Raw genomic sequence first — 22,602 nt, 5'->3', positions numbered from 1 at the left:
CTACCCTTTGCGCTGATATTCCCAAGCTCCGTCCGCGCGCCGCGTCCGGGTGACCGCTCCAATGTGGTAGAGATGGTTCATATGTGCAACCGCCTCGACCAGCGCGAGGCCGTATTCCCCGCCCCTGATCTGGCGCTTGAACAGCGGGGCAAAGCACTCGGCGGCGGTTTTGGGTTGATCGAGATCGTTCAGCAGACGCTCAAGCGCGCCGTGGTGGTTATCGATCAACTGCCGCATGCGGATCGGCAACCCGGTGAACGGCAGTTTGTGCCCGCCCAAAACCAAATGATCGGGCCGGGCCAGCGGTTGCAGGCGTTCGCACGCCTCCAACCAGTCGGCCACCGGATCGGCCATCGGCTCGGAGGCATAGACGCCCAAGTTGGAACTGATCGAACTGAGGATCTGATCACCGGTCAGCACCAGATTGTCCTCGCGGCTCCAGAAGGTGCAATGCTCGGGCGCATGGCCGTTGCCCATGTGAACATCCCAGTCGCGGCCACCCATGCGGATCACGTCGCCCTGTTTGACACGGGTAAATCCCAGCGGCATAGGGTACACGGCGTCGGCAAAGTTGAACGGACGCTCGGCCATCCGACCGGCCAGCACGTCCGGATCCATCCCCGCGCTGCGGTAATAATCCAACGTTTCCTTCGGCCAATTCTCTTGCACATCCAGCGTCAGCATACGTGCGAACAACCATGCGGTACGACTGGTGACCAGTTCTGCACCATGCTCGGACTGGAACCAGCCCGCATTGCCGACATGGTCAGGATGGTGATGAGTCACGACAACGCGACGGACGGGTTTGCCAGCCAATGGCCCTTCCATCAGGGCCTGCCAGATTCCCCGTGTTTTCTTTGAAGAAAGCCCTGTGTCGACTATGGTCCAGCCGTCGCCATCATCAAGTGCATAGACATTCACATGATCCAGCGCCATCGGCAAAGGCAGCCTAATCCACAGAACTCCTTCTGCAACTTCGACCCATTCGCCAGGAGCGGGTGGTTCCTCCCACGGATATCGCATCACTTGCGGAGCCTCGCCATCCATCAAACCGCCAGTTCCTCTGGGCTGAGGGCATAGAGGTCATCCGCCCCGTTCTGCGCCTGCGCAAGCAAGCCCGTATGTTCAGGCAGCAGCACATTAATATAATAACGTGCCAACTTGGCGCGCGGTCCATCGGGATCGGCTAGCGCCGCTGACAGATGGTAATGCCCGCCCAGAACCCGCGCGAACGCTTTTAGATACGAAGCCGCGCCAGCAAACCGGTTGTTCATATCCGATTGAGCAACGAGCCACTCCGTCGCTTCCCGCAGCGACTCGGAAGCTTCCCAAACAGGACCAGCAAGTTCAGGCAACGTGGCGCGCGCCTTCTCGGCTTGATCCTCGATCTCATCCAGAAGGTTCGAGGCCGCCTCACCCCCATCCATCATCTTGCGCGCTACGAGGTCCATGGCCTGAATACCATTGGTGCCCTCGTAGATCGCGGTCACACGGACATCGCGATAATATTGTGCAGCACCAGTTTCTTCGATGAAGCCCATGCCACCATGCACTTGAACGCCGGTCTCGGAAACGCGCATGCCGGTCTCGGTGCCAAAAGCCTTGCAGATCGGCGTCAGCAGCGCCGCACGTGCCGCCCAATCGGCCTCACCCGTGGCCTGCGCCAAGTCGATTGCAGCTGCATTGGCCAGCATGATCGCCCGCGCCGCAAACACATCCGCGCGCATCGACATCAGCATCCGCCGCACATCCGCGTGGTCGATGATGGTGCCCGAGGGCGTCTTGCCCTGTTTACGCTCCAACGCATAGGCCAGCGCATGCTGGTAGGCCCCTTCGGCGACACCCACACCTTCGCCGCCAACGCCCAAACGCGCGTTGTTCATCATGGTGAACATCGCGGCCATGCCGCCATGTTCCTTGCCGACCAGCCAACCCTTGGCCCCGTCATATTGCATCACGCAGGTCGGCGAGCCGTGCAGGCCCATCTTGTGTTCCAGCGAAACCACCTTGAGGTCATTGGCCACGCCGGGGTTGCCGTTCTCGTCGGGGATGTATTTCGGCACCAGAAACAGCGAAATCCCTTTGGTTCCCGGAACACCGTCTGGCAGACGGGCCAGAACCAGATGGCAGACATTCTCGGCAAAGTCGTTGTCGCCCCATGAGATATAGATCTTCTGCCCGGTCACCGAATAGGTGCCATCGCCGTTATCCTCGGCCTTCGAAGTCAGCGCGCCCACATCCGATCCGGCCTGCGGTTCGGTCAGGTTCATGGTGCCTGACCACTCTCCCGCCATCATCTTGGGCAGATAAAGCGCTTTCAGTTCATCGCTTGCGTGATGCTCCAGCGCCTCGATCTGGCCTTGGGTCATCAACGGAGCGAGTTGCAGCGACAGGCAAGCGGCGCTCATCATCTCGTTCACGGCGGTGGTCATGGTCATTGGCAGGCCCATGCCGCCATATTCGGGATCACCGCTCATCCCGATCCAGCCGCCTTCGGCAATCGCCCTCCAGCCCTCGGCATAGCCCGGAGAGGTCCTCAGCACGCCGTTCTCCAGCCGCGCGGGTTCCAGATCACCAGGGCGCTGAAGCGGGGACATGATTTCTTCGCACATCTTCCCGGCTTCGGTCAGAATGGCGCTGACCACATCCTCGCTGGCTTCCGAGAACTTTTCGGTCGCGGCGATCTGGTCAAAGCCGATCACGTTGCGGAACAGGAATTCATAGTCTGAGATCGGGGCGCGATAGGGCATGGTTTCCCTCTGGTTCTGGCAAGTTGTCAGCGTGGGGTTGGAATCCCGGCCCCACGCCGGTATTCATCTGGGCTGGCACGATTACCTACCGTTACCTGAACTGCAAGCAACCAAAACGCGGCGTCACGATCCATGACCCTTCTCGGTACTCAAGACTTACCAGCAAACGCCGACGGGCTCGCCAAGGCCGCTGACCTGTTGCGACAGGGGCTGCTGGTCGCTTTCCCGACCGAGACCGTCTATGGACTGGGTGGCGATGCACGGAACGGCGAGGCTGTGGCCGCGATCTATGAAGCCAAGGGGCGACCCAGTTTTAACCCACTGATCGCCCATGTCGCCTCAACCGAGACCGCAAAACGCTTCGTCGAATGGACCGATCAGGCTGATTTGTTGGCTGATGCCTTCTGGCCCGGACCGTTAACTCTGGTTCTTCCTCTGCGCCCCGATCACGGGATTTCGTCGCTGGTCACAGCTGGCTTGGATACTCTGGCCGTTCGCGTGCCTGCGCATCCCACAGCGCACGCTTTACTGACCACTTTTGACGGTCCTGTGGCAGCCCCATCGGCCAACCCCTCTGGTCAGATCAGCCCAACGACGGCGGCCCATGTCCGAGCGGGGCTGGAGGGACGCATAGCCGCAGTTCTGGACGATGGGCCGTGCGGTGTCGGGCTTGAGTCCACTATTGTGGGTCTGGCCGGCACCCCTGCCTTGTTGCGTCCAGGTGGTGTCGCATTGGAACAAATCGAAGAGGTTCTAAAGGCAGAACTGCATCACCACCAACCCGGCGATCTGCTTACTGCGCCGGGGCAGTTGCAATCCCATTACGCGCCGGACGCGCCGGTGCGGCTGAACGCCCGGTCACGGCAGGGGGACGAGGTGTTGCTGGGTTTTGGCCCTGTTGATTGTGATCTGAACCTCTCCAGCACCTGCAACCTGCCCGAGGCCGCCGCCAGCCTGTTTGCCGCCCTTCACAAACTTAACGATACCGGTCGGCCAATCGCCGTATCACCAATTCCCCATCACGGATTAGGTGCGGCCATCAACGACCGTCTACGCCGCGCAGCAGCCCCTCGCGATTAGGCGCGGCCTGCACTGGCTGATAGGGTCAGCGGATCAACACCAAGCGTAGCCAAAGCCGCCTCCCATTTCTCGTCATCAGGGACATCAAAGACCAGTTTCGACGACGCATCAGTCGTTAACCAACCATTCATCGCGATCTCATCTTCCAACTGACCCGGCCCCCAGCCGGAATAACCTAAAGTCAGCATCGAATTCAGCGGCCCCTTGCCCGAGGCCAGATCCTCGAGCACATCCAGCGTTGCGGTCATGCTGAAATCTTCGGAAATCTGCATAGAATGCAGATTCGCCTCATAATCTGCGCTATGCAGGACAAAGCCACGCGACATCTCGACCGGGCCGCCAAACTGCACCAGCCGTTCGCCAATTACAGGTATCCGACACGGAATGTTGAGCTGTTCCAGCAAGGTCTTGATCCTCAAGTCCGAGGGCTTGTTCACGATCAATCCCATCGCGCCGTCATCACCATGGCTGCAGATATAGACGACCGAATGCTCGAATCGCGGGTCGCCCATTCCGGGCATCGCAATCAACAGTTTTCCCGTAAGGTCCATCAGCAGATATCTCTTGCGCCATAGGATATCCCTAGAATGACCCTGTGAACCGGGGAATGGCAAGGGATCAGCCGGGATTTCCGTGCATTTCACAGAAGTGACCGGAACGTGACTTGGCAATCCCGACCGGAATGCGCATGTTCTGCATATGAAAGCGCTTTGCAAATCTGCTGCAGCCGTGTTGGCCGTCAGCCTTTGTTTTGGTGCCCCCGCCACTGCGCAGGGGGTTGATAATCTGGTTCAGCTTGAGGTGTTGGACGGCGGCAAAACCGCCGAAGGTACCTATCAGGGGGCCTTGCGTCTAAAGCTCAAGGACGGGTGGAAGACCTATTGGCGCGCACCCGGCGATGCGGGCATTCCGCCACAGTTTGATTGGAAAGGCTCTCGCAATATTGCAGACATAGCCTTCACGTGGCCCGCGCCGCATGTGTTTGATCAGAACGGGCTGCGCTCGGTCGGGTATGAGGATCAACTTGTACTGCCCGTCGAAATCACGCCTAAGAACCCTGCCAAACCCGTGCGTTTGCGCGGCGAGATGGACTTGGGCGTGTGTAAGGATGTCTGCGTGCCGGGTCGGTTGCAATTCGATCACACAATGGATGCCGACGCTGCACGCAATCCGGCCATCGCCGCAGCCCTCGCCCAGCGCCCGTTTTCCGAACGCGAAGCAGGCGTGGCGGATGCGACGTGCCAATTGACTCCCACTGCAGACGGAATGCGGATCGAGGCGCGTATCACCATGCCTTCAGCGGGCGGGTCCGAATTCGCCGTCATTGAACCAGGAAACCCGGCACTCTGGGCATCGCAGCCCGATACACGCCGTCAGGGCAACACCCTGATCGCAAGCTCGGAGATTATCGGTGCCTCCGGCGGGCCATTTGCGCTGGATCGGTCCGAAGTGCGCATCACGGTTCTGGGGGCAAACCACGCTGTCGATATCCAAGGATGCAGCGCAGGCTGACCGGATGAGCCAGACCCCAAAGATCGGTGCCTTGGCTGTCGTGCTGCACGATGGCCAGGTACTTTTGGTGCAACGCAGCAAGCAACCCGATCAGGGGCTGTGGGGTTTTCCAGGCGGCCATGTTGAATGGGGTGAAACGGTTCTGGACGCCGCCACCCGCGAGCTGCGGGAAGAGACCGGTGTGATTGCTGAGCCTTTGGTCTATCTCGACAATCTCGACCTTTTGCTGCGCGATGATAGCGGGCAGACCCGGGCGCACTACCTGCTGGTCGGAGTTGCGTGTCGCTATGTAACCGGCACGCCTGTCGCTGCAGACGACGCGCAGGACGCTCAGTGGTTTCCGGTGGACCAGATCACCAGCGGCGACCTGCCAATGAGCGACCGCGTTCCCGATCTTTTGCGGCGAGCTTTAGAGATGGATCAAGCCTCGACCCGATCCGACAAGCGCGCATAAAGCACGCTGGACAGAACGACACCCAACAGCAGGATTACGGTCGCACCCGCCACGAATACACCAAAGCCCATTTGCAGCACACTTGGACCTTCGGCGGCTGGGTAGAGACCCGAGATCAGCGCCAACGGCGCACCTGTCACTACGGGCCAGATCATCGAGGCCCCCAGCCAGATCGCCAACGCTGCGCCCGTTGCGCGCACGGCCTTGCGCACCACCCTGTCCGGCGCGCGCAAGGCCCGTCTCATCGATGTCATCGGGCGTGAGATGTCGTTCAGGATGGCCAGCAACGCAGGCACCAGCAGCAGGATCAGGGCCATGCCAAAGCCCAGCCCATAGACCAGTGTGATCACGGTCGGTTTCAAAAACTGCGCCTGCTGCGAACTTTCGTACATCAAGGGCGTCAGCCCCAGTACCGTGGTCAGCGTGGTCAGCATCACAGGCCGCAAACGATCTGCCGTACCTTCTACGATTGACGGCACCAACCCGCGCTCTTTCCGGTATCCGTCGATTGTGGTCACCAGAACAATCGAGTCGTTGATGATGATCCCGGTCATGCCCAACAGGCCGACGACGGTGAACATGCTTAACGGCACGCCCCACAGGTAATGCCCCCAGATCGCGCCCACGAGGCCAAAGGGAATGATCGCCATGACCACCAAGGGCCTTGTCCAACTGGCAAAGACCCAAGCCAATACCAGATAAATTCCGGTCAGACACAGGATCAGGCCTGTGCGGGCCTCGGATAGGAATTCATCCTCCTGCTCACTCAGGCCAGCCATGCGCCATTCGACCTGCCGTTCGGCGGCGATGTTTGGCAATATCTCTTCGCGCATGGCGCGGGCGATTTCGGCAGCCTGTGCCGGGTCGTCCTCGGAAATATCACCATTCACCGAGATGACCCGAAGACCATTTTCGCGCCGGACGGTCGAGAAACCCGATTTACGCTCGACCGAGACGATATCGGCGAGCGGGACATAAACGCCATCCGGAGTCCGCATCAATGTGCGTTCGAGGAAATCAGCAGTCAGTTCGCCCTCGGGCAGTTCGATCCGAATCTCGGTGCTACGCGGACCATCCGGGAAGGTCGCGGCCTCAATCCCATTCAGCCGGTTTCGCAACACGCGGCCCAGTGTTTCGATGCGGAAACCCAGCGCCTGACCCTGCGCGGTGAGGTCCAGAATGAACTCTTCCTTGTCATAGGCGAGGTTATCCTCGAGCGCTGAAACTTCAGGGTATTTCGCGAGTTCCGCCTGGAGGTCCTCGGATGCAGATTTCAACGTGTTCACATCCGCACCGTAGAACTGCACGTCAATCGCATCGCCACCGGGCCCTGAACGCCAACCACGGAAGCTAAGCAGCTCAACCTTCGGGTGGCGCGGCACGAAATCCTGCAGCTCGCCCACAAATTCAAAGCTGGAATAGGGGCGCAAGTCGGCATCGATCAGCTCGATCGAGATGCCGCCCAGCAAATCGTCATCCTTGCCGTCCGCCGCGCGCAGCCCCCATCCGGCCGAACCGCCAACCTCGGCTAGAACGTATTCGATTGGATTGCGGCCATGGCGTTCTTCGTAAACCTGACCCAGTTCTTCCGTGGCTTTCTGGACCATGCGCATCATTTCCAGCGTCTCAGCACGCGTCGCGCCTTCGACCATGATGAAATTGCCCGTGACCGAGCCGCGTTCCGGTGCGTTGAAGAACCGCCAATTCACATCACCCCGAATGAACAGAGCGATCTGGCTGGCCAGTATCACCACCATCAGTGCAACAACCACATACCGTGCCCAGACCACCCAAGCGACCAACGGGCGGAACAGGTGGTCGCGCACCCATCGGAAGCCCTTGTTCACAACCCTGTTGGGCCAGTCATACCAATGCTCCTTAGCCGAATGCGCAATGGCATGGGCCATGTGGTTTGGCAGGATCAGGAAGCATTCGATCAGCGAGGCAATCAGGACAGCGATAACGGTGAACGGAATATCTCGGATCAGCTCTCCGAAGCGGCCACCGATGGCGGTGAGGCCAAAGAAAGCGATAACCGTGGTAACTGTTGCAGCAAACACCGGCATCGCCATACGGCGAGCGGCGCGTTCTGCAGCTACGATTGGCGCTTCGCCCAAACGGCGGGCGCGAAAATCAGCGTGCTCTCCCACGACGATGGCATCATCAACCACGATGCCCAAGGTAATGATCAGACCGAACAGAGACACCATGTTCAGCGACAACCCGCCCAGATACATCAGCGCAATCGCCGCAGACATTGCCACCGGAATACCGGCGGCCACCCAGAACGCAATGCGGGCATTGAGGAACAGGAACAGCAGGCAGACCACCAGCCCAAGACCCACAAGGCCATTGTCGACCAGAATATCCAGTCGGTCGGTGATCGCTTGTGCGCGGGTGCGGATCAGCTCAACAGTGATACCTTCGGGCAGGCTGGCCTGCATCTCGGCCACGACATCCTCGACATCGCGCTGGATACCTATGGCATCGCCAAGATTGGACCGGTCGACGCGGATCGACATCGCCGGATTGTCGCCGACGAAATAGCTGCGGTTGCGCGTGACTCCCTCGACCCGGATTTCCGCCACATCGCCCACAATCAGCTTTGAACCATCGGCAAAGTTGCGCAGGGCGATACCTTCGATCTCTTCCGGGGTGCGTTTCTCAACGCCTGTCCGAATACGCGCATTGGCACCTGTGACATCGCCCGCAGGGTTCGCGGTGACTTCTGCCGCGATGGCCTCGGCAATATCCGAAAGCGAGATATCATTGGCGATCAACTGTGCGGTGGGGACTTCGACCACCACACGCGGCGCGGCCAGTCCCCGGATCGTTGTCCGCGTGACACCAACCGCAAACAGGCGGCTTATCAATTCATCGGTGAATTTGGCCAGTTGTTCAGCTTCGATGGGCCCTGTTATGACAACATCCGTGACACGATCCCGCCAAGCGCCGCGCCGGATCGTTGGTTCCTCGGCGTCTTCGGGCAGGTTGGTGACGCTGTCGACAGCTGTCCGCACTTCCTCGACGGCGCGGGACATATCCCAGTTGGGCTCAAACTCCAGCCTGACCTGCGCCGTTCCCTCCCGAGAAGTTGATTCCGTGCTGGCAACGCCCTCAACCGCCAAAAGCGCAGGTTCCAGCAATTGGATGATGCCATTGTCGACATCCTCGGGGCCTGCGCCGTCCCATTGAACGTTCACATCGACGCGTTCGAGAATCACATCAGGAAAGAACTGTGCCCGCATGTTGGGGATCGCGGCGGCCCCCAGCACCAGCATGATCAGCAGCAACAGATTGGCCGCAGTCCGGTGCCGGGTGAAATAGCTGAGGATACCGCCCGCCGCGTTGGGAATGTCGCGGATCATCGCGCTTAGCCCCCGGCCCGGTTGTCATCAAGACGGCGTATTAGGGTGGCGGGCACTTTGGCCTCGCTCAACTGGCCCAATACTTGGGCTTTGTCTTCCTGAGACATCGCATCACTGGCCTCGACCTGAGCCACAAGCTGAGCGCGCTTTTCGTCCGAAAGCTCGACCATGCCTGGATCAGTTTCAGCGTTCGCCTCAATCCGTAGGGGCCGCACACGTACACCCGAACCCAGCAGAGGCGTCCGGCCAATCACAACCTCGCGGCCTTCCAGGCCTTCACCACGCAAAAGCACCTCATCGCCCTGACGACGGATCAATTGCACAGCCAACGGTTCCAGCCGGTCATCGGGGCCGAGAACAAGCACGTTGCCCGTGGCGTCCAGAACCGAGGATGGCAGACGGACCACATTATCGAGCGGCTGTTCTTCAATCGAAACGGTGACAAAATCCCCCGGCTTGAATCCCGGCGCGTCGTCGAGACGCGCATAGATCAGACGCCCGGTTTGCCCTTCACCCGCCGCGCCGCTATCGCGACCGATCCGGCCGGTGGCAGTGAGATCGGTCCCCGTGACCTCAAGCGATACAGTCACCGGGGCTGAGATCAGATCACCCTGCGCGTCCAGCAACCGCACGAATTGCGCGGTGGAAACCCGAAACGCGACCTCAAGCGCATTGGGGTCGACGAGTTCGGCCAGCTTTTCGTTGGCCGCGACCAAGCGGCCTTCAACCAAAGTGACCTCGGTCAGCGTCCCATCAAACCCGGCATGGATCGTCATATCCTCCAGGTCACGCTCGGCCCCTTCCAACGCGATACGAGCCCGCGCAAACAAGGTTGTTGCCTGATCCACACGAGATTCGGCCTGCGCCAAAGCGATCCTGCGCGCGAGAACTGCCTGATGAGCCGATGTTGCGGCCAGTTCCGCTTCTTCGACGCTTGCAGCAGCCCCGACACCTCGCGTCTGCAGGTCCTGCTGGCGCTGCAGCGCCCGGTCGCGAAGTTCGGCCTGTGCCTCGGCTGATTTCAACTCATCCTGCGCCAACAGCAGCGAGCGTTCGGCGTCCCGCTCTTCAAACTGGGCATCCAGAAGATCGGATTTGGCACGGTCCAGAGCCGATTGCATATCGGCTGGGTCCAGTTCGACCAGCAATTCTCCCGCCGTTACGGTACCGCCATCTTCAAAGTCTTCGGCCAGTGATACAACGCGCCCACCCAAGGCCGCGCGCAGCTCTAACCGGCGGCGGCTTTGAATCTGGCCAAACGCTTCCAGATAAGGAGTGACGGTTTCCGGCTCGGCGGTTCGTACGGTAACGGCGAATATGCGTTCCCGCGCCTCAGGTGCCTGATTGTCCCGCGTCAGCACATCCTGAACCGCGCCCGAGATCATCTGTGCGGCAACGATCAGCAGGCCCAGCGTCAGAAACGCCAGGAAGACCCCAACAAGGCTTTGCCGCAGAAATCGCATCGGTCACTCACCTTTGGTCGCACATGCTGCCTTCCGCAAAGGTAGCCGGGTCGCAAAAAATGCCAAGCCACAAAGCGGTTATGATCCATTAAACGCAGAACCAGTCTACTTCCGTCGCAGGTGTTCGTCCAATCTGGGCATTATTTCAACGAAATTACAGGGCCGGTGGCGATAATCGAACTGCTTCTCCAAAATCGCATCCCAAGCGTCTTTGCAGGCACCCGGGCTGCCCGGCAACGCAAACAGATAGGTTCCGCCTGCAACTCCGCCTGTGGCGCGGGACTGCACGGCAGAAGTACCTATCTTTTCCATAGACACGATGGTGAAAACGGTGCCAAACGCTTCGATCTCTTTTTCATAAACGTCCCGGTGCGCCTCGACTGTAACATCGCGACCCGTCAGACCTGTGCCACCGGTCGAGATCACGACGTCGATTTCAGGATCCGCGATCCAACTGCGCAATTGCTCGGCAATCTGGGCGCGTTCGTCCTGAATGATCTTGCGGTCCGCCACTGAATGTCCAGCCGTTTCGATCCGGTCGACAAGCGTCTGGCCCGAGCGGTCGTCGTCCAGCGAGCGAGTATCCGACACAGTCAGAACCGCAATGCGGACGGGGATGAACTCAATGCTTTCATCAATGCGCGACATATGTCGTCAAGCCCTTTCCATAATGGCAAGCCGGATGGCAAGAGCCGCGAATATCCCGCCCGTGACCCATCCAATGATACGTGAAGCGCGTGGGTTTGAGATCAAAATGCGCCCTGCTCCGCCCGCAAAGATACCGACCACCCCATTCACCAGAATGCTGCCCAAGGTGATAATTGCACCAAAGGTTAGGAATTGCAGCAGAACCGGGCCGTTTGCTGGGTCCACGAACTGAGGGATAAAGGCCAAAACAAACAGAATGACCTTGGGATTGGTCAGGTTCACCAGCAACCCCTCGCGAAACGCGAAATGAGCAGGCTTGATTGCTGCATCGTCCGACACTGCCCCTTTCCGGATTGCGCCCCATGCAAGGGCCAACAGATAAGCAACGCCCATCCACCGGATAACGTCAAACAGCCAAGGCAAGGCTGATACCAACGCCCCAAGTCCAAGCCCCGCCAGCAAAACTTGCACCATCAGACCCGTCGAAACACCGAGGCTGGCCATCATCGCTGGGCGTGACCCGGACCGTAACCCTTGCCCGAAACAGAACATCATGTCAGCGCCGGGTGTAAAATTCAGCACCAGTGCGGCTGGGATGAAGGCCATCAATGTCACTGTCTCGATCACGTTGTTACCTTGAACCAATGTGGTTTCGGACCCAGATTGGCAATCTGAGACCGCCCCAGCATGCCGCGATATCCCCAGCTGTCGTGGATATGACCGCAAAAGACAAAATCGGGTTGGATTCGTTCAACCGCGTCCCGAACTGCGGTCGAGCCGACCGACACATCTTGAGATGTCACATCCCCATATCCTTTTGGCGGAGAGTGCGCGATCAGAACATCCGCAGCCTCGCACCGGTCCAGCAGTTCCGATGCTTCAGCTTCAGTAAGATCGCAGGACCAGTCTCCAAAAGGCGTCACCGGCACGCCGTAGCCCAGCCCGAACAGGCGCAGACCATCCAATGTCATGCCCGTCCCGTGCAGAACATGCGCGCCTTCGGGCGCAGCGGCTGTCAGTTCCTCGGCGCTCTCAGCGTTGCCCGGCACCAGGATCAGCGGCGCTGCAATGCCCGACAGCATCTGCATCGCTTCATTCAGGCCCCGCCGCGCATTGCAAAAATCCCCCGCTCCGATGACAAGATCAGCCTCGGCGCTGGCGACCACCAGATCAGCGGCCCGGTTGCGCGCCATATGAAGATCGGAAAACGCCAGAACTCTCATCCCGCGCCTCTCAGCCGTGCTTGCAGGTCCAGCAGATCGGCCCAGGCCTGTCGCTTCATCTGCGGTTGACGCAGCAGGTAGGCCGGGTGGAACATCGGGATGACCGGCAGGTTCAGCGCCTGATCCCATTTCCCGCGCAGCCGCGTGATACCGCGTTTGCCCAGCAAGGCCTGACAGCTAATATTGCCCATCACCACCAGCACCTCGGGCTTGGCCAACGCCACATGCCGCTCCAGAAACGGCTTCATCATGCCAATCTCTTCCGGCTTGGGATCGCGATTCTGCGGGGGCCGCCACGGCAACACGTTGGTAATGTAGACATTCTCGCGCCGATCCAGATCAATCGCGGCCAGCATCCGGTCCAGCAATTGCCCAGCGCGCCCGACAAAGGGCTTACCTTCGCGATCCTCATCACGGCCGGGCGCTTCGCCGATGATCATTACCCGTGCACCGGGGGTGCCATCAGCAAACACCAACTGCCGCGCGCCGCGTTTGAGGTCGCAAAGATCAAACGCCTCCATCGCCGCACGCAAATCGACGAGCGATCCAGCGGTTTTCGCCGCCTGTTTTGCAACAGCTGCGGCATCGACCGGCTCTGGTTTTTTCGCAGGTTCAACCGCAGCTGGTTTCTTAGCCTTGGCCGCTTTGTCCGGCAACGCATAGCGATCCACCGGCGCGTCGCCGATCGCCTCGGTTGCGCCCAGCTCGATCTGCCATTCCAGCAGCGCCCGCGCGGTATGATGGTCCAAGCCCGATTCCATAACCCTCAATCTAACCAGCTTTTGACCGAGGGAAAGCGAATAGACCTTGCCATGGCACAGGGTCGCACCGACCATGGCAGGGTCATGCTGTCATTTCTGCGATTCCTTCTGATTGCTCTATTGCTGGCAACCTCTGGCGGTTCGGCGAGTGCGCAGCTGTTTGATCGGAATACACAATGCCGCGCCGGACAGTTGCAATGCGGGCGCGGTTGTTGCCCCGCAGGCCAGCGCTGCAGCTTTGATGGCCGCTGTATCCCGCCGGGACACACCTATTGTGGAGGTGGGCGCACCTGCGGCCCGTTCGAGCGCTGCGTGGCAGGAGGAACCCGTTGCGCCCCGGCGGGGGCGAACAAGTGCACCTCGCGCCTGGATTGCCCAGGTGGCAGCTTCTGCAACGGGCGCGGGGAATGCGAGCGCAGCCGACCGGATTTGGTCCCAGCTCCACCCACAACCTGCGCAGATGGTAGGAGTTGCGGAGCCGGTTCATCCTGCTTGCCGGGCGGCGGATGTTCGCGCCCCGGCTGGTTTCTGTGTGAAGAAACCGGTTCGCAATGCCGACCCGGATTTAAATGCTCGGCTTATCAGGGCTGTGTTCCGATCAAGGCCATTGATTGTGGCTATGGCAAGTGGTGCAAACCAGGGGAACAATGCCTGCCCGAAGGTGGATGCGAGAAACTGCCCGAAGGGTCGGAACCTTAGGTTGCCTTGGCCTGCATGGCTTCCTATAAGCGGTCCGATTGTCAGACAGGAGCCCGCCCATGCGTTTCGCCCATCGTCACCTTCTTGGCATCGAGCATCTGTCGCAATCCGATATCACCGCTATCCTTGATCTGGCCGAAACCTATGTCGATCTGAACCGACAATCGACTAAGCATTCGGACGTGCTGTCGGGCCTGACTCAAATCAACATGTTCTTTGAAAACTCGACCCGCACGCAGGCCAGTTTTGAACTGGCGGGCAAGCGGTTGGGGGCTGATGTGATGAACATGGCAATGCAGGCCAGTTCGATCAAAAAAGGCGAGACGCTGATTGATACGGCTATGACGCTGAACGCGATGCATCCCGATCTGCTGGTGGTACGGCATCCTCATTCTGGCGCGGTCGACCTGCTGGCGCAGAAAGTGAACTGCGCCGTTTTGAACGCGGGAGACGGGCGGCACGAACACCCGACGCAAGCCCTGCTGGACGCGCTGACCATCCGCCGTGCCAAAGGCCGCCTACACCGGCTGAACATCGCGATTTGCGGAGACGTGGCGCATTCGCGCGTGGCGCGTTCGAACCTGATCCTGCTGGGCAAGATGGAAAACCGCATCCGTTTGATCGGCCCGCCGACGCTGGTGCCGTCGCAATTCGCGGAATTCGGGGCCGAGATTTATGATGATATAAATGAGGGTCTGAAAGACGTCGACGTTGTGATGATGCTGCGTCTTCAGAAGGAACGGATGGACGGCGGCTTTATCCCCTCGGAACGCGAATACTATCACCGCTACGGTCTGAACGCTGAAAAACTGGCGCTGGCCAAGCCGGACGCCATCGTGATGCACCCCGGCCCGATGAACCGCGGGGTCGAGATCGACGGCACTCTGGCCGATGACATCAACCGGTCCGTCATTCAGGAACAGGTCGAGATGGGCGTTGCCGTCCGCATGGCCGCCATGGACCTGCTAGCGCGCAACGTGCGAGAAGCCGCATGAACGATCTGGCCATCGCCCCCCATGAGCGCGGCGTGATCCGCCTGTTCTCGCTGGACATGCGCCCGGAAGAGGCGAAATTCCTGCGCGAACCGGGTGCTGTTGATCAGGTGTTGGGTGTCGAGGGGCTGGACCCCGAACAGATCGACATTTTTCCGGTATCCGACCTCGAAGATCTCGGGCTTTATGGCTATCTCAGCGAAGGCTGCGGTGTCTCGGAAGACCAGTTGGACCGCACGAAATTGGAGGCCATCGAAGGCTGGGTGATGGTCCTGCGCAGTGCGGCGCTGGGTGGTCGATCTGCAACCCTTTCCCTCGATCCCCGCCTGCATCTGATTGGCCTGTTCACCGAAGAGGCTACCAACTGGTCCGGCGGCACGATTGAGACCGAAAGCGCAAAACCGTTCTCGGCCCCGCAAAGCCCGCCAGTGGATAATAAACCAAGCCGCATCGGTTCAGCCGTCATTGCCATACTGATTCTGATCGCCGTCGGAGGTGCCTTGTGGCTGATCCTGTAACATTCACGCCAGACAAGGGCGCTTATATCCGCACCAACGCATGGCTCGCCGCGTTTGCAATGGCGGCCGCGATGGTCTTGCTTTGGTTGATAGGCAACCCTTACGTCTGGACCGGCGCGCCCGCAGGGTTGGCCGCCATCACCATCCGCGCTTGGTATTTGGCTTCGGAAGAACTGGTCGCCAAGTGGGAAATGACGGGCACCACTCTCACCGGTCCTGGTCCGCGTAAGGTGGCGCTGAACCAAATTCAGGCGGTCAATACCATTGGCAGCTTTGTCCAGATCGTCACAAAAGGCGGCGACAAGCACCTGATCAAATATCAGGCGGACCCCGCCGCCACCAAAGCTGCAATCGAAAGGGCCATGGCATGAGCAATCTGATTTTTACTAACGCTCGCCTGATCGACCCCGAAGCTGGCACGGATAGCATCGGCTGGCTGCAGATTGCCGATGGTCGGATCGCAGCGCTTGGTGAAGGCACGGCCCCAGACGCTGACACGCAGTTGGTCGATTGCGGTGGGCAGTGCCTCGCCCCCGGCATTGTCGACATTGGCGTCAAGGTCTGTGAGCCCGGTGAGCGGCACAAAGAAAGCTATAAATCCGCAGGTCTGGCCGCGGCTGCAGGGGGTGTGACAACCATCGTCACCCGTCCCGATACTCTGCCTGCCGTCGACACACCCGAGACGCTGGAGTTCGCCACCCGCCGCGCGCAAGCGGACGCTCCGGTCAACGTTTTGCCAATGGCCGCCCTGACCAAAGAACGCGAAGGGCGTGAGATGACCGAGATCGGGTTCCTGCAAGATGCGGGAGCTGTGGCCTTCACCGATTGCGATCATGTCATCACCAATACCAAGGTGTTCTCACGCGCGCTGACCTACGCCAAATCCTGTGGCGCGCTTGTGATTGCCCACCCGCAGGAGCCGGGCCTGAGCAGCGGTGCCGCGGCCACCAGCGGCAAATTCGCCGCACTGCGAGGCTTGCCTGCCGTATCGCCTATGGCCGAGCGTATGGGGCTGGACCGCGACATCGCCCTGCTTGAAATGACCGGGGCCGCCTATCACGCCGATCAGATCACCACCGCCCGCGCCCTGCCTGCACTGGAGCGCGCCAAGCGCAACGGGCTGGACATCACAGCAGGCACGTCAATCCACCATCTGACGTTGAACGAATTGGACGTGTCCGATTATCGCACCTTCTTCAAGATAAAGCCCCCGCTGCGATCCGAAGATGACCGGCAAGCCGTGATCGAAGCAGTGCGAACCGGTCTGATAGACACGATCAGTTCCATGCACACGCCGCAGGATGAGGAAAGCAAGCGTCTGCCGTTTGAAGAGGCGGCCTCGGGCGCGGTGGCGCTGGAAACGCTGCTGCCTGCGGCGCTGCGCCTATACCATTCTGAACAGCTGGACTTGCCGACCCTGTTCCGCGCCATGGCCCTGAACCCGGCCAAACGGCTGAGCTTGGAGAGTGGTCGCCTGTCCCAAGGCGCGCCTGCCGATCTGGTGCAGTTCGACCCGGATGTTCCCTTTGTTCTGGACCGATTTACGCTGAAATCGAAATCGCAGAACACACCGTTTGACGGTCAGCGGATGCAGGGTAAGGTCACCGCAACCTTTGTCGCTGGACAAGAAGTGTACCGGAGAGCCTGATGCCCCTGATCGACAGCACAATGACTCAGCTCATCCTGTGGGCCGCGTTGGGATACCTGCTAGGCTCCATACCCTTTGGCATGATCGTCGCGCGCGTGATGGGTCTGGGAAATCTGCGGCAAATCGGGTCGGGCAATATCGGCGCAACCAACGTCCTGCGAACCGGCAATAAGGCAGCGGCAGCGCTGACATTGCTGTTTGATGCAGCCAAGGGTGCCGTTGCTGTTCTGCTGGCACGCGCTTTGGCTGGTGAAGATGCCGCGCAGATCGCCGCATTGGCCGCGTTCCTCGGGCATTGCTTTCCGGTCTGGCTGGGCTTCAAAGGCGGCAAAGGCGTTGCGACTTTTCTGGGCCTTTGGCTGGCACTTGACTGGCGCGTGGGTGTCGCCTGCTGTTCGACATGGCTGGTCGCGGCGCTGATCTGGCGTATTTCATCCGTTGGTGCGCTGGCCGCCGCCGCCCTATCCACCACCTGGATCATGGTGCTGACAGATGGCAGTACCTTCGTTCTTGGAATTGCTCTGACCTTGCTGCTCTACTGGCGGCACAGCGCCAACCTAGCGCGGATCAAGGCGGGGACAGAACCGAAAATCGGGAAATCGTGACAGCGCCCAGCGCGTTTCTGAAAGCGTTCCATGATCTGCCGGTCGGCACGTTCACCGGTTCCGTTGGGCCGCATCGATATTTGGTATCGCATCAGATCATGGCCTGCGGGAAATCTCACAAACTGGTGGCTCATCAATTGGGCGGGCCGGATTACATCAGCCTGAACCTTTATCTCACACAGAAAAGCGGCGCATTGCTTCGCCCCTGCGAAATGCCTGCGGAAAAGGTGGTCGATTTTGTCCTGGCGCTGGTGCCTGACGTGCAGGAATGAACAACCGGTCTTTGTGATTGCACAATCACAATTGATTGCTTTGAACGTGATCGGGCCATTCCCCAACTGGGATTTTGTGACGGCCAATTACAGGCGTCGCGACAATCAAATCCGGTTCGCCCGGGCAAAATTACAGTGCTCTTCAGCGAGCCTATTCACGAAAGGTGAAGTCATGAACACGTTCAAATCCATCATCAGCGGAGTCGCGCTGTCTGTTGCGATCGCAAGCTCAGCAATGGCGGCTGGCGTCGAAATCAACGCAAGCTCGACCGGATTGGCAATGCAGGGCTATGACCCGGTCGCCTATTTCACCGTTGGCGAAGCAACCAAGGGTGATTACAAAATCACCACGCTGCACAACGACGCCCTGTACCGTTTTGCATCAGAAGAGAACAAAGCCGCTTTTGAGGCGAACCCAGAGGCCTATCTGCCTGCCTACGGCGGCTACTGCGCATTTGGCACCGCAATGGGCTTCAAGTTCGATGGTGACCCGAACTACTGGAAAATCGTCGACAACAAGCTGTATCTGAACCTGTCACAAGACATTCAGGAGCGTTGGGAAGGCGACATTCCGGGCTTTGTTGAGAAAGCCAGCGCGAACTGGGAAGACATCGCCGACAAAGACCCGGCTGAACTACAGCAATAATTCGCTGACAAGACCTTTGTGCATCGGCGGCAGATCGTATCTGCCGCCGATCTTCGTTTGAAGGCATCATGTTTCACCCTATCTAGCATATGAGAAAAGAGCCCAACCTGAGTGGGCCCACGCCGGGGCACCGGCCAGAATAAATTTGTTCGGGACAGTCAAAACATCACTGATCCGGCCTAAGGGCCGGAACGTAGATTCAATCATAACGCTGCCATTAGATTTGATTGGCAGCAGGTTTCGAGCGAAAGGAATGAGACGATGACAGGAAGATTGGCACTGATCACCTCGGTCGCCGTATTGGCTGCGGGATCCGCCATGGCGCAATCCTCAGGCAACTGGACTGGATTCTACGGCGGTGCACAGTTTGGTTATGCGGACATCGACACAAACGTAGCAGGCGTCGACGGCGATGGTGCGATCGGCGGTATCATCCTTGGATATGATTACGATCTGGGCGATTGGGTCGTCGGAGGTGGCTTCGACTATGACTGGAGCGACGTAGACCTTTCCGGCGCCGCCACGGTCGAGAATGTCTGGCGGCTCAAAGCGCGCGCGGGCTACAAGTTGAACCCGCAGGGCCTGCTTTATGGCACCGCCGGTTATGCCGATGCGGATACCGATAATCTGGGCAGTGACGATGGCTGGTTCATCGGCGCAGGCTATGAGCAGATCGTAGCCCCCAATATCAGCGTTGGAGGCGAGATTCTGTATCATGAGTTCGACGACTTCAACTCATCGGGCGTCGATGTTGACGCAACTACAGTTCAACTGCGCGTCGCATATCGGTTTTGATGAGAAAGTAGGGCCCGGCTATTTGCGCCGGGCCCGTGCCGCTAGGGCACCAAGACTGTGCTGCCGGTGGTTTGTCGTGCTTCCAAAGCACGATGCGCATCAGCAACTTGATCCAACGGAAACTCCTGATCGACATGGATCTTGACCTCGCGCCCGTCCACTTTGCCAAACAAGCGTCGCGCCATCGCCTGACAGGTGGCGTGATCCGAGATATGCGTGAACAAGGTTGGCCGCGTCACCTTCAGAGATCCCCGCTGCGCAAGCATTCCCAGATCGACAGGCGGCACTGGCCCCGAAGCGTTTCCGAATGAAATCATCATGCCCAAGGGTTTCAGGCAATCCAGCGATCCCTCAAACGTGTCCGCACCGATGGAGTCCATCACCACATCAACCCCTTTGCCTCCGGTGATCTCGGCCACACGCTCGACAAAATTCTCGGTCCGGTAGTTGATGCAATGTGACGCGCCATTGAATTGCGCCAGGCTGCATTTCTCATCCGTTCCCGCTGTCCCGATCAGTTTGATGCCTTCGGATTTCGCCCATTGGCAGGCGATCAGTCCCACACCTCCGGCTGCCGCGTGGAACAACACGGTATCTCCGCGCCGCAGCGGCGTTGTGCGGTGAAACAGGTATTCAACCGTCATGCCCTTTAGCATCATGGCCGCTGCGGTGCGGAACGAGATACTCTCGGGCAGCGGACAAACCTGCGCTGCAGGCATCACGCGCGCTTCGGAATAAGCTCCTGATGGGCCTGCGGCATAGGCCGCGCGTTGGCCGGGGGCAAGATGCGTAACGCCTTCGCCTACCGCCTCAACGACTCCGGCCGCTTCCATTCCCAACGCATGAGGCAACTCCAGCGGATAAAGGCCGGTACGCTGGTACACATCGATGAAATTCAATCCGCAGGCATGATGGCGAATGCGCACCTCACCCGGGCCGGGATCGCCAAGCGGGCGATCCTCAATCCGAAGAACCTCGGGGCCGCCGGATTCGTGTATGACGACTGTGCGTGCTGTCTGCTGCATGAATGCCTCCCTTGCCTGTGGAAACAAAGCTAACACGCCTGTGCGGCAGAGCAATCCTTCCGGCTCTGCAAGGGTGATCGGGCAAAATTTCGCAATATGTGCTATAATGCAACGAGACGTTGTAATTGGGCAGACGTTGCCGGCTGATCCGGTCACGCGAATTGCCACGCCGGATGCATCCCGCGGCGCACCCACGCCAGAAAAGGGGATGAACATGGACAAGACAATCGGTAACCCAATCACCTGGGTCGCCCGAAATCTGCGGGCAACCAGCGATCATGTCACTGAATCCGTGACCGAGATCGGCAGCGCGGATGTTCAGGCTCTGCCGACGGTGCATACGCTGACCCTGCAGGATCTGCGCGAATGCCTGAAAGCTGGATATAACGATTTTCTCGAAACCCGGGCCGATGCGATCTTTGTCGTTCTGATCTATCCAATCGCAGGTCTGCTGATGTTCGGTATTGGGCTCAACAAAGACATGGTGCCCCTGCTGGCCCCGCTTGTCATGGGCTTTGCGCTGATCGGGCCGGTCGCCGCCGTCGGGCTTTATGAGATCAGTCGCAAGAGGGAACAGGGCGGAGACGTTCATTGGCTGGACGCGTTCGGCGTATTCCGTTCGCCTTCCTTCGGAGCCATACTGGCACTGGGCTTCTATCTGGTCATGCTATTGATGATCTGGCTGATGGTCGCGCAAGGCATCTACGCGCAAACCCTAGGGCCAGAACCTCCGGCCTCGGCCATTGCATTCGTGACAGAAGTGTTCACCACCGGAGCAGGCTGGAGCATGATCATCATCGGCACCGTCACCGGTTTCCTGTTTGCACTGGTCGCATTGGCGCTAAGCGTGGTCAGCTTTCCGCTGTTGCTGGATCGCAAAGTGGGCGTTCCCGTGGCCGTCGTAACCTCGGTACGGGTCTTGCGTCAGAACCCGGGTGTGATCTTGACCTGGGGGGCCATTGTGGCCGCGATGTTGGTACTGGGCGCGATCCCGATGTTGCTGGGGCTGATCGTCGTCATGCCCGTTCTAGGCCACGCCACATGGCACCTGTATCGCCGGGCGGTCGCCTGACTACATGGCAGCAGCTTAACCAGAGACCTTCAGAACGATCTTGCCAATATGGCCCGATGCTTCCATCCGCGTATGTGCAGCGGCGGCATCAGAAAGATCGAATTCTGAATCCATCACCGGTGCGACCTTCCCGGCCTCAAGCAATGGCCACACGGCTTCACGCAAGTCTTGCGCGATTCGCGCCTTGGCCAAATCGCTTTGTGGGCGCAAGGTGCTGCCCGTCAGGGTGAGGCGTTTCACCATCATCAGCGCAAAGTTCAGTTCGACCACCGGACCTTGCAGGAAAGCGATCTGAACCAGCCGCCCGTCTTCCGCCAAAGCCTTGATGTTGCGCGGGATATAATCACCACCGACCATGTCCAGAATCAGGTTCGCCCCGCCCTCGGCGCGCATCGCAGCCACGAAATCTTCGTCGCGATAGTTGATCGCCTTTTCGGCACCTAGCTTGATACAAGCCTCACATTTCTCAGCCGACCCGGCGGTTGCAAAGACGCGGGCGCCAAACGCATTGGCCAGCTGAATAGCCGTCGTGCCGATCCCGCTGGAACCGCCATGGACCAGAAACCGCTCCCCCGGCTTCAAGCCGCCACGGGTGAAGACATTGGACCAAACAGTAAAGAAGGTTTCGGGCAGGCAGGCAGCTTCTTTCAAACCCATACCCGCAGGCACAGGCAGGCAATGAGCGGCGGGCGTTGCGACATATTCAGCATAACCGCCGCCGGGCAACAGGGCGCAAACCCGATCGCCAACGACCAGACCTTCGACACCCGAGCCGATGGCGACGACCTCTCCTGACGCTTCCAGCCCCGGCAAATCGCTTGCACCGGGAGGTGGATCATACGCCCCTGCCCGCTGCAGCGCATCAGGGCGGTTCACCCCGGCGTACGCGACTTTCAGAACCACTTGACCCTCTGCCGGTTCCGGCATCGGGCGTTCCGTCAGTTGCAGAACGTCCGGGCCACCAGCTTCAGTGATCTCGACAGCGCGCATTGTCTGGGTCATGGGCATATCTCCTTTGCCCAATGCCTAGCAGGCGAAAACGCAGAGGCCCAGCGGCAAGTGGAAACGCTG

At 59.5% G+C, this 22,602-nt stretch carries 23 protein-coding genes; 12 read left to right on the top strand and 11 right to left on the bottom strand.

The window, feature by feature from the left end; all coding sequences use genetic code 11:
* Window positions 1–1,047 carry an MBL fold metallo-hydrolase gene (locus ACR0AW_RS14875; RefSeq protein ID WP_170733555.1) on the bottom strand — a complete coding sequence of 349 codons (1,047 nt, stop codon included), beginning with the start codon at window positions 1,045–1,047 and terminating at the stop codon, window positions 1–3.
* Window positions 1,047–2,750 (bottom strand): acyl-CoA dehydrogenase family protein, encoded by a 1,704-nt coding sequence (locus tag ACR0AW_RS14870; protein WP_170612830.1) that lies wholly within the window; start codon window positions 2,748–2,750, stop codon window positions 1,047–1,049. Before ACR0AW_RS14870 ends, ACR0AW_RS14875 begins: the two co-directional genes overlap by 1 nt.
* 132 nt (window positions 2,751–2,882) lie before the next feature.
* Between ACR0AW_RS14870 and ACR0AW_RS14865 the strand changes: the two genes are divergently transcribed.
* Entirely contained in the window at window positions 2,883–3,830 is a 948-nt protein-coding gene (locus ACR0AW_RS14865) for an L-threonylcarbamoyladenylate synthase (RefSeq protein ID WP_170733554.1), read from the top strand.
* Here ACR0AW_RS14865 and ACR0AW_RS14860 read toward each other — a convergent pair.
* Window positions 3,827–4,381: a YqgE/AlgH family protein gene (locus tag ACR0AW_RS14860; protein WP_170395693.1), complete on the bottom strand. Its 555-nt coding sequence runs from the start codon at window positions 4,379–4,381 to the stop codon at window positions 3,827–3,829. The two genes, ACR0AW_RS14865 and ACR0AW_RS14860, sit on opposite strands and share 4 nt — an antisense overlap.
* A 148-nt stretch (window positions 4,382–4,529) precedes the next feature.
* On the opposite strand from ACR0AW_RS14860, the gene ACR0AW_RS14855 reads away from it, so the two are divergent.
* Both ACR0AW_RS14855 and ACR0AW_RS14850 read left to right on the top strand, forming a co-directional pair.
* The gene (locus tag ACR0AW_RS14855) at window positions 4,530–5,342 is read left to right on the top strand and encodes a protein-disulfide reductase DsbD domain-containing protein (protein ID WP_170733553.1); all 813 of its coding nucleotides are present in this window, start codon (window positions 4,530–4,532) and stop codon (window positions 5,340–5,342) included.
* A 4-nt stretch (window positions 5,343–5,346) separates the two neighbouring features.
* A complete protein-coding gene (locus ACR0AW_RS14850) occupies window positions 5,347–5,796 on the top strand; it encodes an NUDIX hydrolase (RefSeq protein ID WP_170612826.1) in 450 nt (149 codons plus the stop codon).
* On the opposite strand, the gene ACR0AW_RS14845 is transcribed toward ACR0AW_RS14850, so the two are convergent.
* From ACR0AW_RS14845 to ACR0AW_RS14820, 6 genes are all read right to left on the bottom strand, one after another.
* Entirely contained in the window at window positions 5,763–9,164 is a 3,402-nt protein-coding gene (locus ACR0AW_RS14845) for an efflux RND transporter permease subunit (RefSeq protein ID WP_170733552.1), read from the bottom strand. The genes ACR0AW_RS14850 and ACR0AW_RS14845 overlap by 34 nt on opposite strands.
* A gap of 5 nt (window positions 9,165–9,169) precedes the next feature.
* Complete coding sequence (locus ACR0AW_RS14840) at window positions 9,170–10,627, bottom strand: RND family efflux transporter (RefSeq protein WP_170733551.1); 1,458 nt, start codon at window positions 10,625–10,627, stop codon at window positions 9,170–9,172.
* A gap of 105 nt (window positions 10,628–10,732) precedes the next feature.
* Window positions 10,733–11,275: a molybdenum cofactor biosynthesis protein B gene (moaB, locus tag ACR0AW_RS14835; protein ID WP_170408382.1), complete on the bottom strand. Its 543-nt coding sequence runs from the start codon at window positions 11,273–11,275 to the stop codon at window positions 10,733–10,735.
* Window positions 11,276–11,281: 6 nt separating this feature from the next.
* Window positions 11,282–11,902, bottom strand: a complete 621-nt coding sequence (locus ACR0AW_RS14830) for a LysE family translocator (protein ID WP_170733550.1) — start codon at window positions 11,900–11,902, stop codon at window positions 11,282–11,284.
* Window positions 11,899–12,498, bottom strand: coding sequence for a metallophosphoesterase (locus ACR0AW_RS14825; protein WP_170733549.1), 600 nt, complete (start codon window positions 12,496–12,498; stop codon window positions 11,899–11,901). Before ACR0AW_RS14825 ends, ACR0AW_RS14830 begins: the two co-directional genes overlap by 4 nt.
* The gene (locus ACR0AW_RS14820; protein ID WP_170514155.1) at window positions 12,495–13,259 is read right to left on the bottom strand and encodes a uracil-DNA glycosylase; all 765 of its coding nucleotides are present in this window, start codon (window positions 13,257–13,259) and stop codon (window positions 12,495–12,497) included. The genes ACR0AW_RS14825 and ACR0AW_RS14820 overlap by 4 nt, the downstream gene beginning before the upstream one ends.
* A 758-nt stretch (window positions 13,260–14,017) precedes the next feature.
* Between ACR0AW_RS14820 and ACR0AW_RS14815 the strand changes: the two genes are divergently transcribed.
* The 8 genes from ACR0AW_RS14815 (at window position 14,018) to ACR0AW_RS14780 (ending at window position 19,434) form a co-directional block, all read left to right on the top strand.
* Window positions 14,018–14,953 carry an aspartate carbamoyltransferase catalytic subunit gene (locus ACR0AW_RS14815; RefSeq protein ID WP_170395673.1) on the top strand — a complete coding sequence of 312 codons (936 nt, stop codon included), beginning with the start codon at window positions 14,018–14,020 and terminating at the stop codon, window positions 14,951–14,953.
* Entirely contained in the window at window positions 14,950–15,468 is a 519-nt protein-coding gene (locus ACR0AW_RS14810; RefSeq protein WP_170733548.1) for a hypothetical protein, read from the top strand. The genes ACR0AW_RS14815 and ACR0AW_RS14810 overlap by 4 nt, the downstream gene beginning before the upstream one ends.
* Window positions 15,453–15,839, top strand: coding sequence for a hypothetical protein (locus tag ACR0AW_RS14805; RefSeq protein WP_170597242.1), 387 nt, complete (start codon window positions 15,453–15,455; stop codon window positions 15,837–15,839). Before ACR0AW_RS14810 ends, ACR0AW_RS14805 begins: the two co-directional genes overlap by 16 nt.
* Window positions 15,836–17,116 (top strand): dihydroorotase, encoded by a 1,281-nt coding sequence (pyrC, locus tag ACR0AW_RS14800; protein WP_170733547.1) that lies wholly within the window; start codon window positions 15,836–15,838, stop codon window positions 17,114–17,116. The genes ACR0AW_RS14805 and pyrC overlap by 4 nt, the downstream gene beginning before the upstream one ends.
* Window positions 17,116–17,721 (top strand): glycerol-3-phosphate 1-O-acyltransferase PlsY, encoded by a 606-nt coding sequence (gene plsY / locus ACR0AW_RS14795; RefSeq protein WP_170647151.1) that lies wholly within the window; start codon window positions 17,116–17,118, stop codon window positions 17,719–17,721. The genes pyrC and plsY overlap by 1 nt, the downstream gene beginning before the upstream one ends.
* Complete coding sequence (locus tag ACR0AW_RS14790) at window positions 17,718–17,993, top strand: hypothetical protein (protein ID WP_170395663.1); 276 nt, start codon at window positions 17,718–17,720, stop codon at window positions 17,991–17,993. Before plsY ends, ACR0AW_RS14790 begins: the two co-directional genes overlap by 4 nt.
* A gap of 172 nt (window positions 17,994–18,165) precedes the next feature.
* Window positions 18,166–18,639, top strand: a complete 474-nt coding sequence (locus tag ACR0AW_RS14785; protein ID WP_170395661.1) for a YHS domain-containing (seleno)protein — start codon at window positions 18,166–18,168, stop codon at window positions 18,637–18,639.
* 261 nt (window positions 18,640–18,900) lie between these two features.
* Window positions 18,901–19,434: a porin family protein gene (locus tag ACR0AW_RS14780; RefSeq protein WP_170733546.1), complete on the top strand. Its 534-nt coding sequence runs from the start codon at window positions 18,901–18,903 to the stop codon at window positions 19,432–19,434.
* A gap of 41 nt (window positions 19,435–19,475) precedes the next feature.
* Here ACR0AW_RS14780 and ACR0AW_RS14775 read toward each other — a convergent pair whose 3' ends face one another.
* The gene (locus ACR0AW_RS14775) at window positions 19,476–20,459 is read right to left on the bottom strand and encodes a quinone oxidoreductase family protein (protein ID WP_170423639.1); all 984 of its coding nucleotides are present in this window, start codon (window positions 20,457–20,459) and stop codon (window positions 19,476–19,478) included.
* A 214-nt stretch (window positions 20,460–20,673) separates the two neighbouring features.
* Here ACR0AW_RS14775 and ACR0AW_RS14770 point away from each other — a divergent pair, with 214 nt between their 5' ends.
* Window positions 20,674–21,531 (top strand): DUF2189 domain-containing protein, encoded by an 858-nt coding sequence (locus ACR0AW_RS14770; RefSeq protein WP_480439330.1) that lies wholly within the window; start codon window positions 20,674–20,676, stop codon window positions 21,529–21,531.
* 15 nt (window positions 21,532–21,546) lie between these two features.
* Here the strand turns inward: ACR0AW_RS14770 and ACR0AW_RS14765 are convergent, their stop codons facing one another.
* Entirely contained in the window at window positions 21,547–22,533 is a 987-nt protein-coding gene (locus tag ACR0AW_RS14765) for an NAD(P)H-quinone oxidoreductase (RefSeq protein ID WP_170733545.1), read from the bottom strand.
* Window positions 22,534–22,602 lie beyond the last annotated feature (69 nt).

Source organism: Ruegeria sp. C5, from assembly GCF_056537605.1.
Note: the sequence above shows the minus strand (reverse complement) of the source record. Positions and strands in the feature narration are given on the sequence as shown.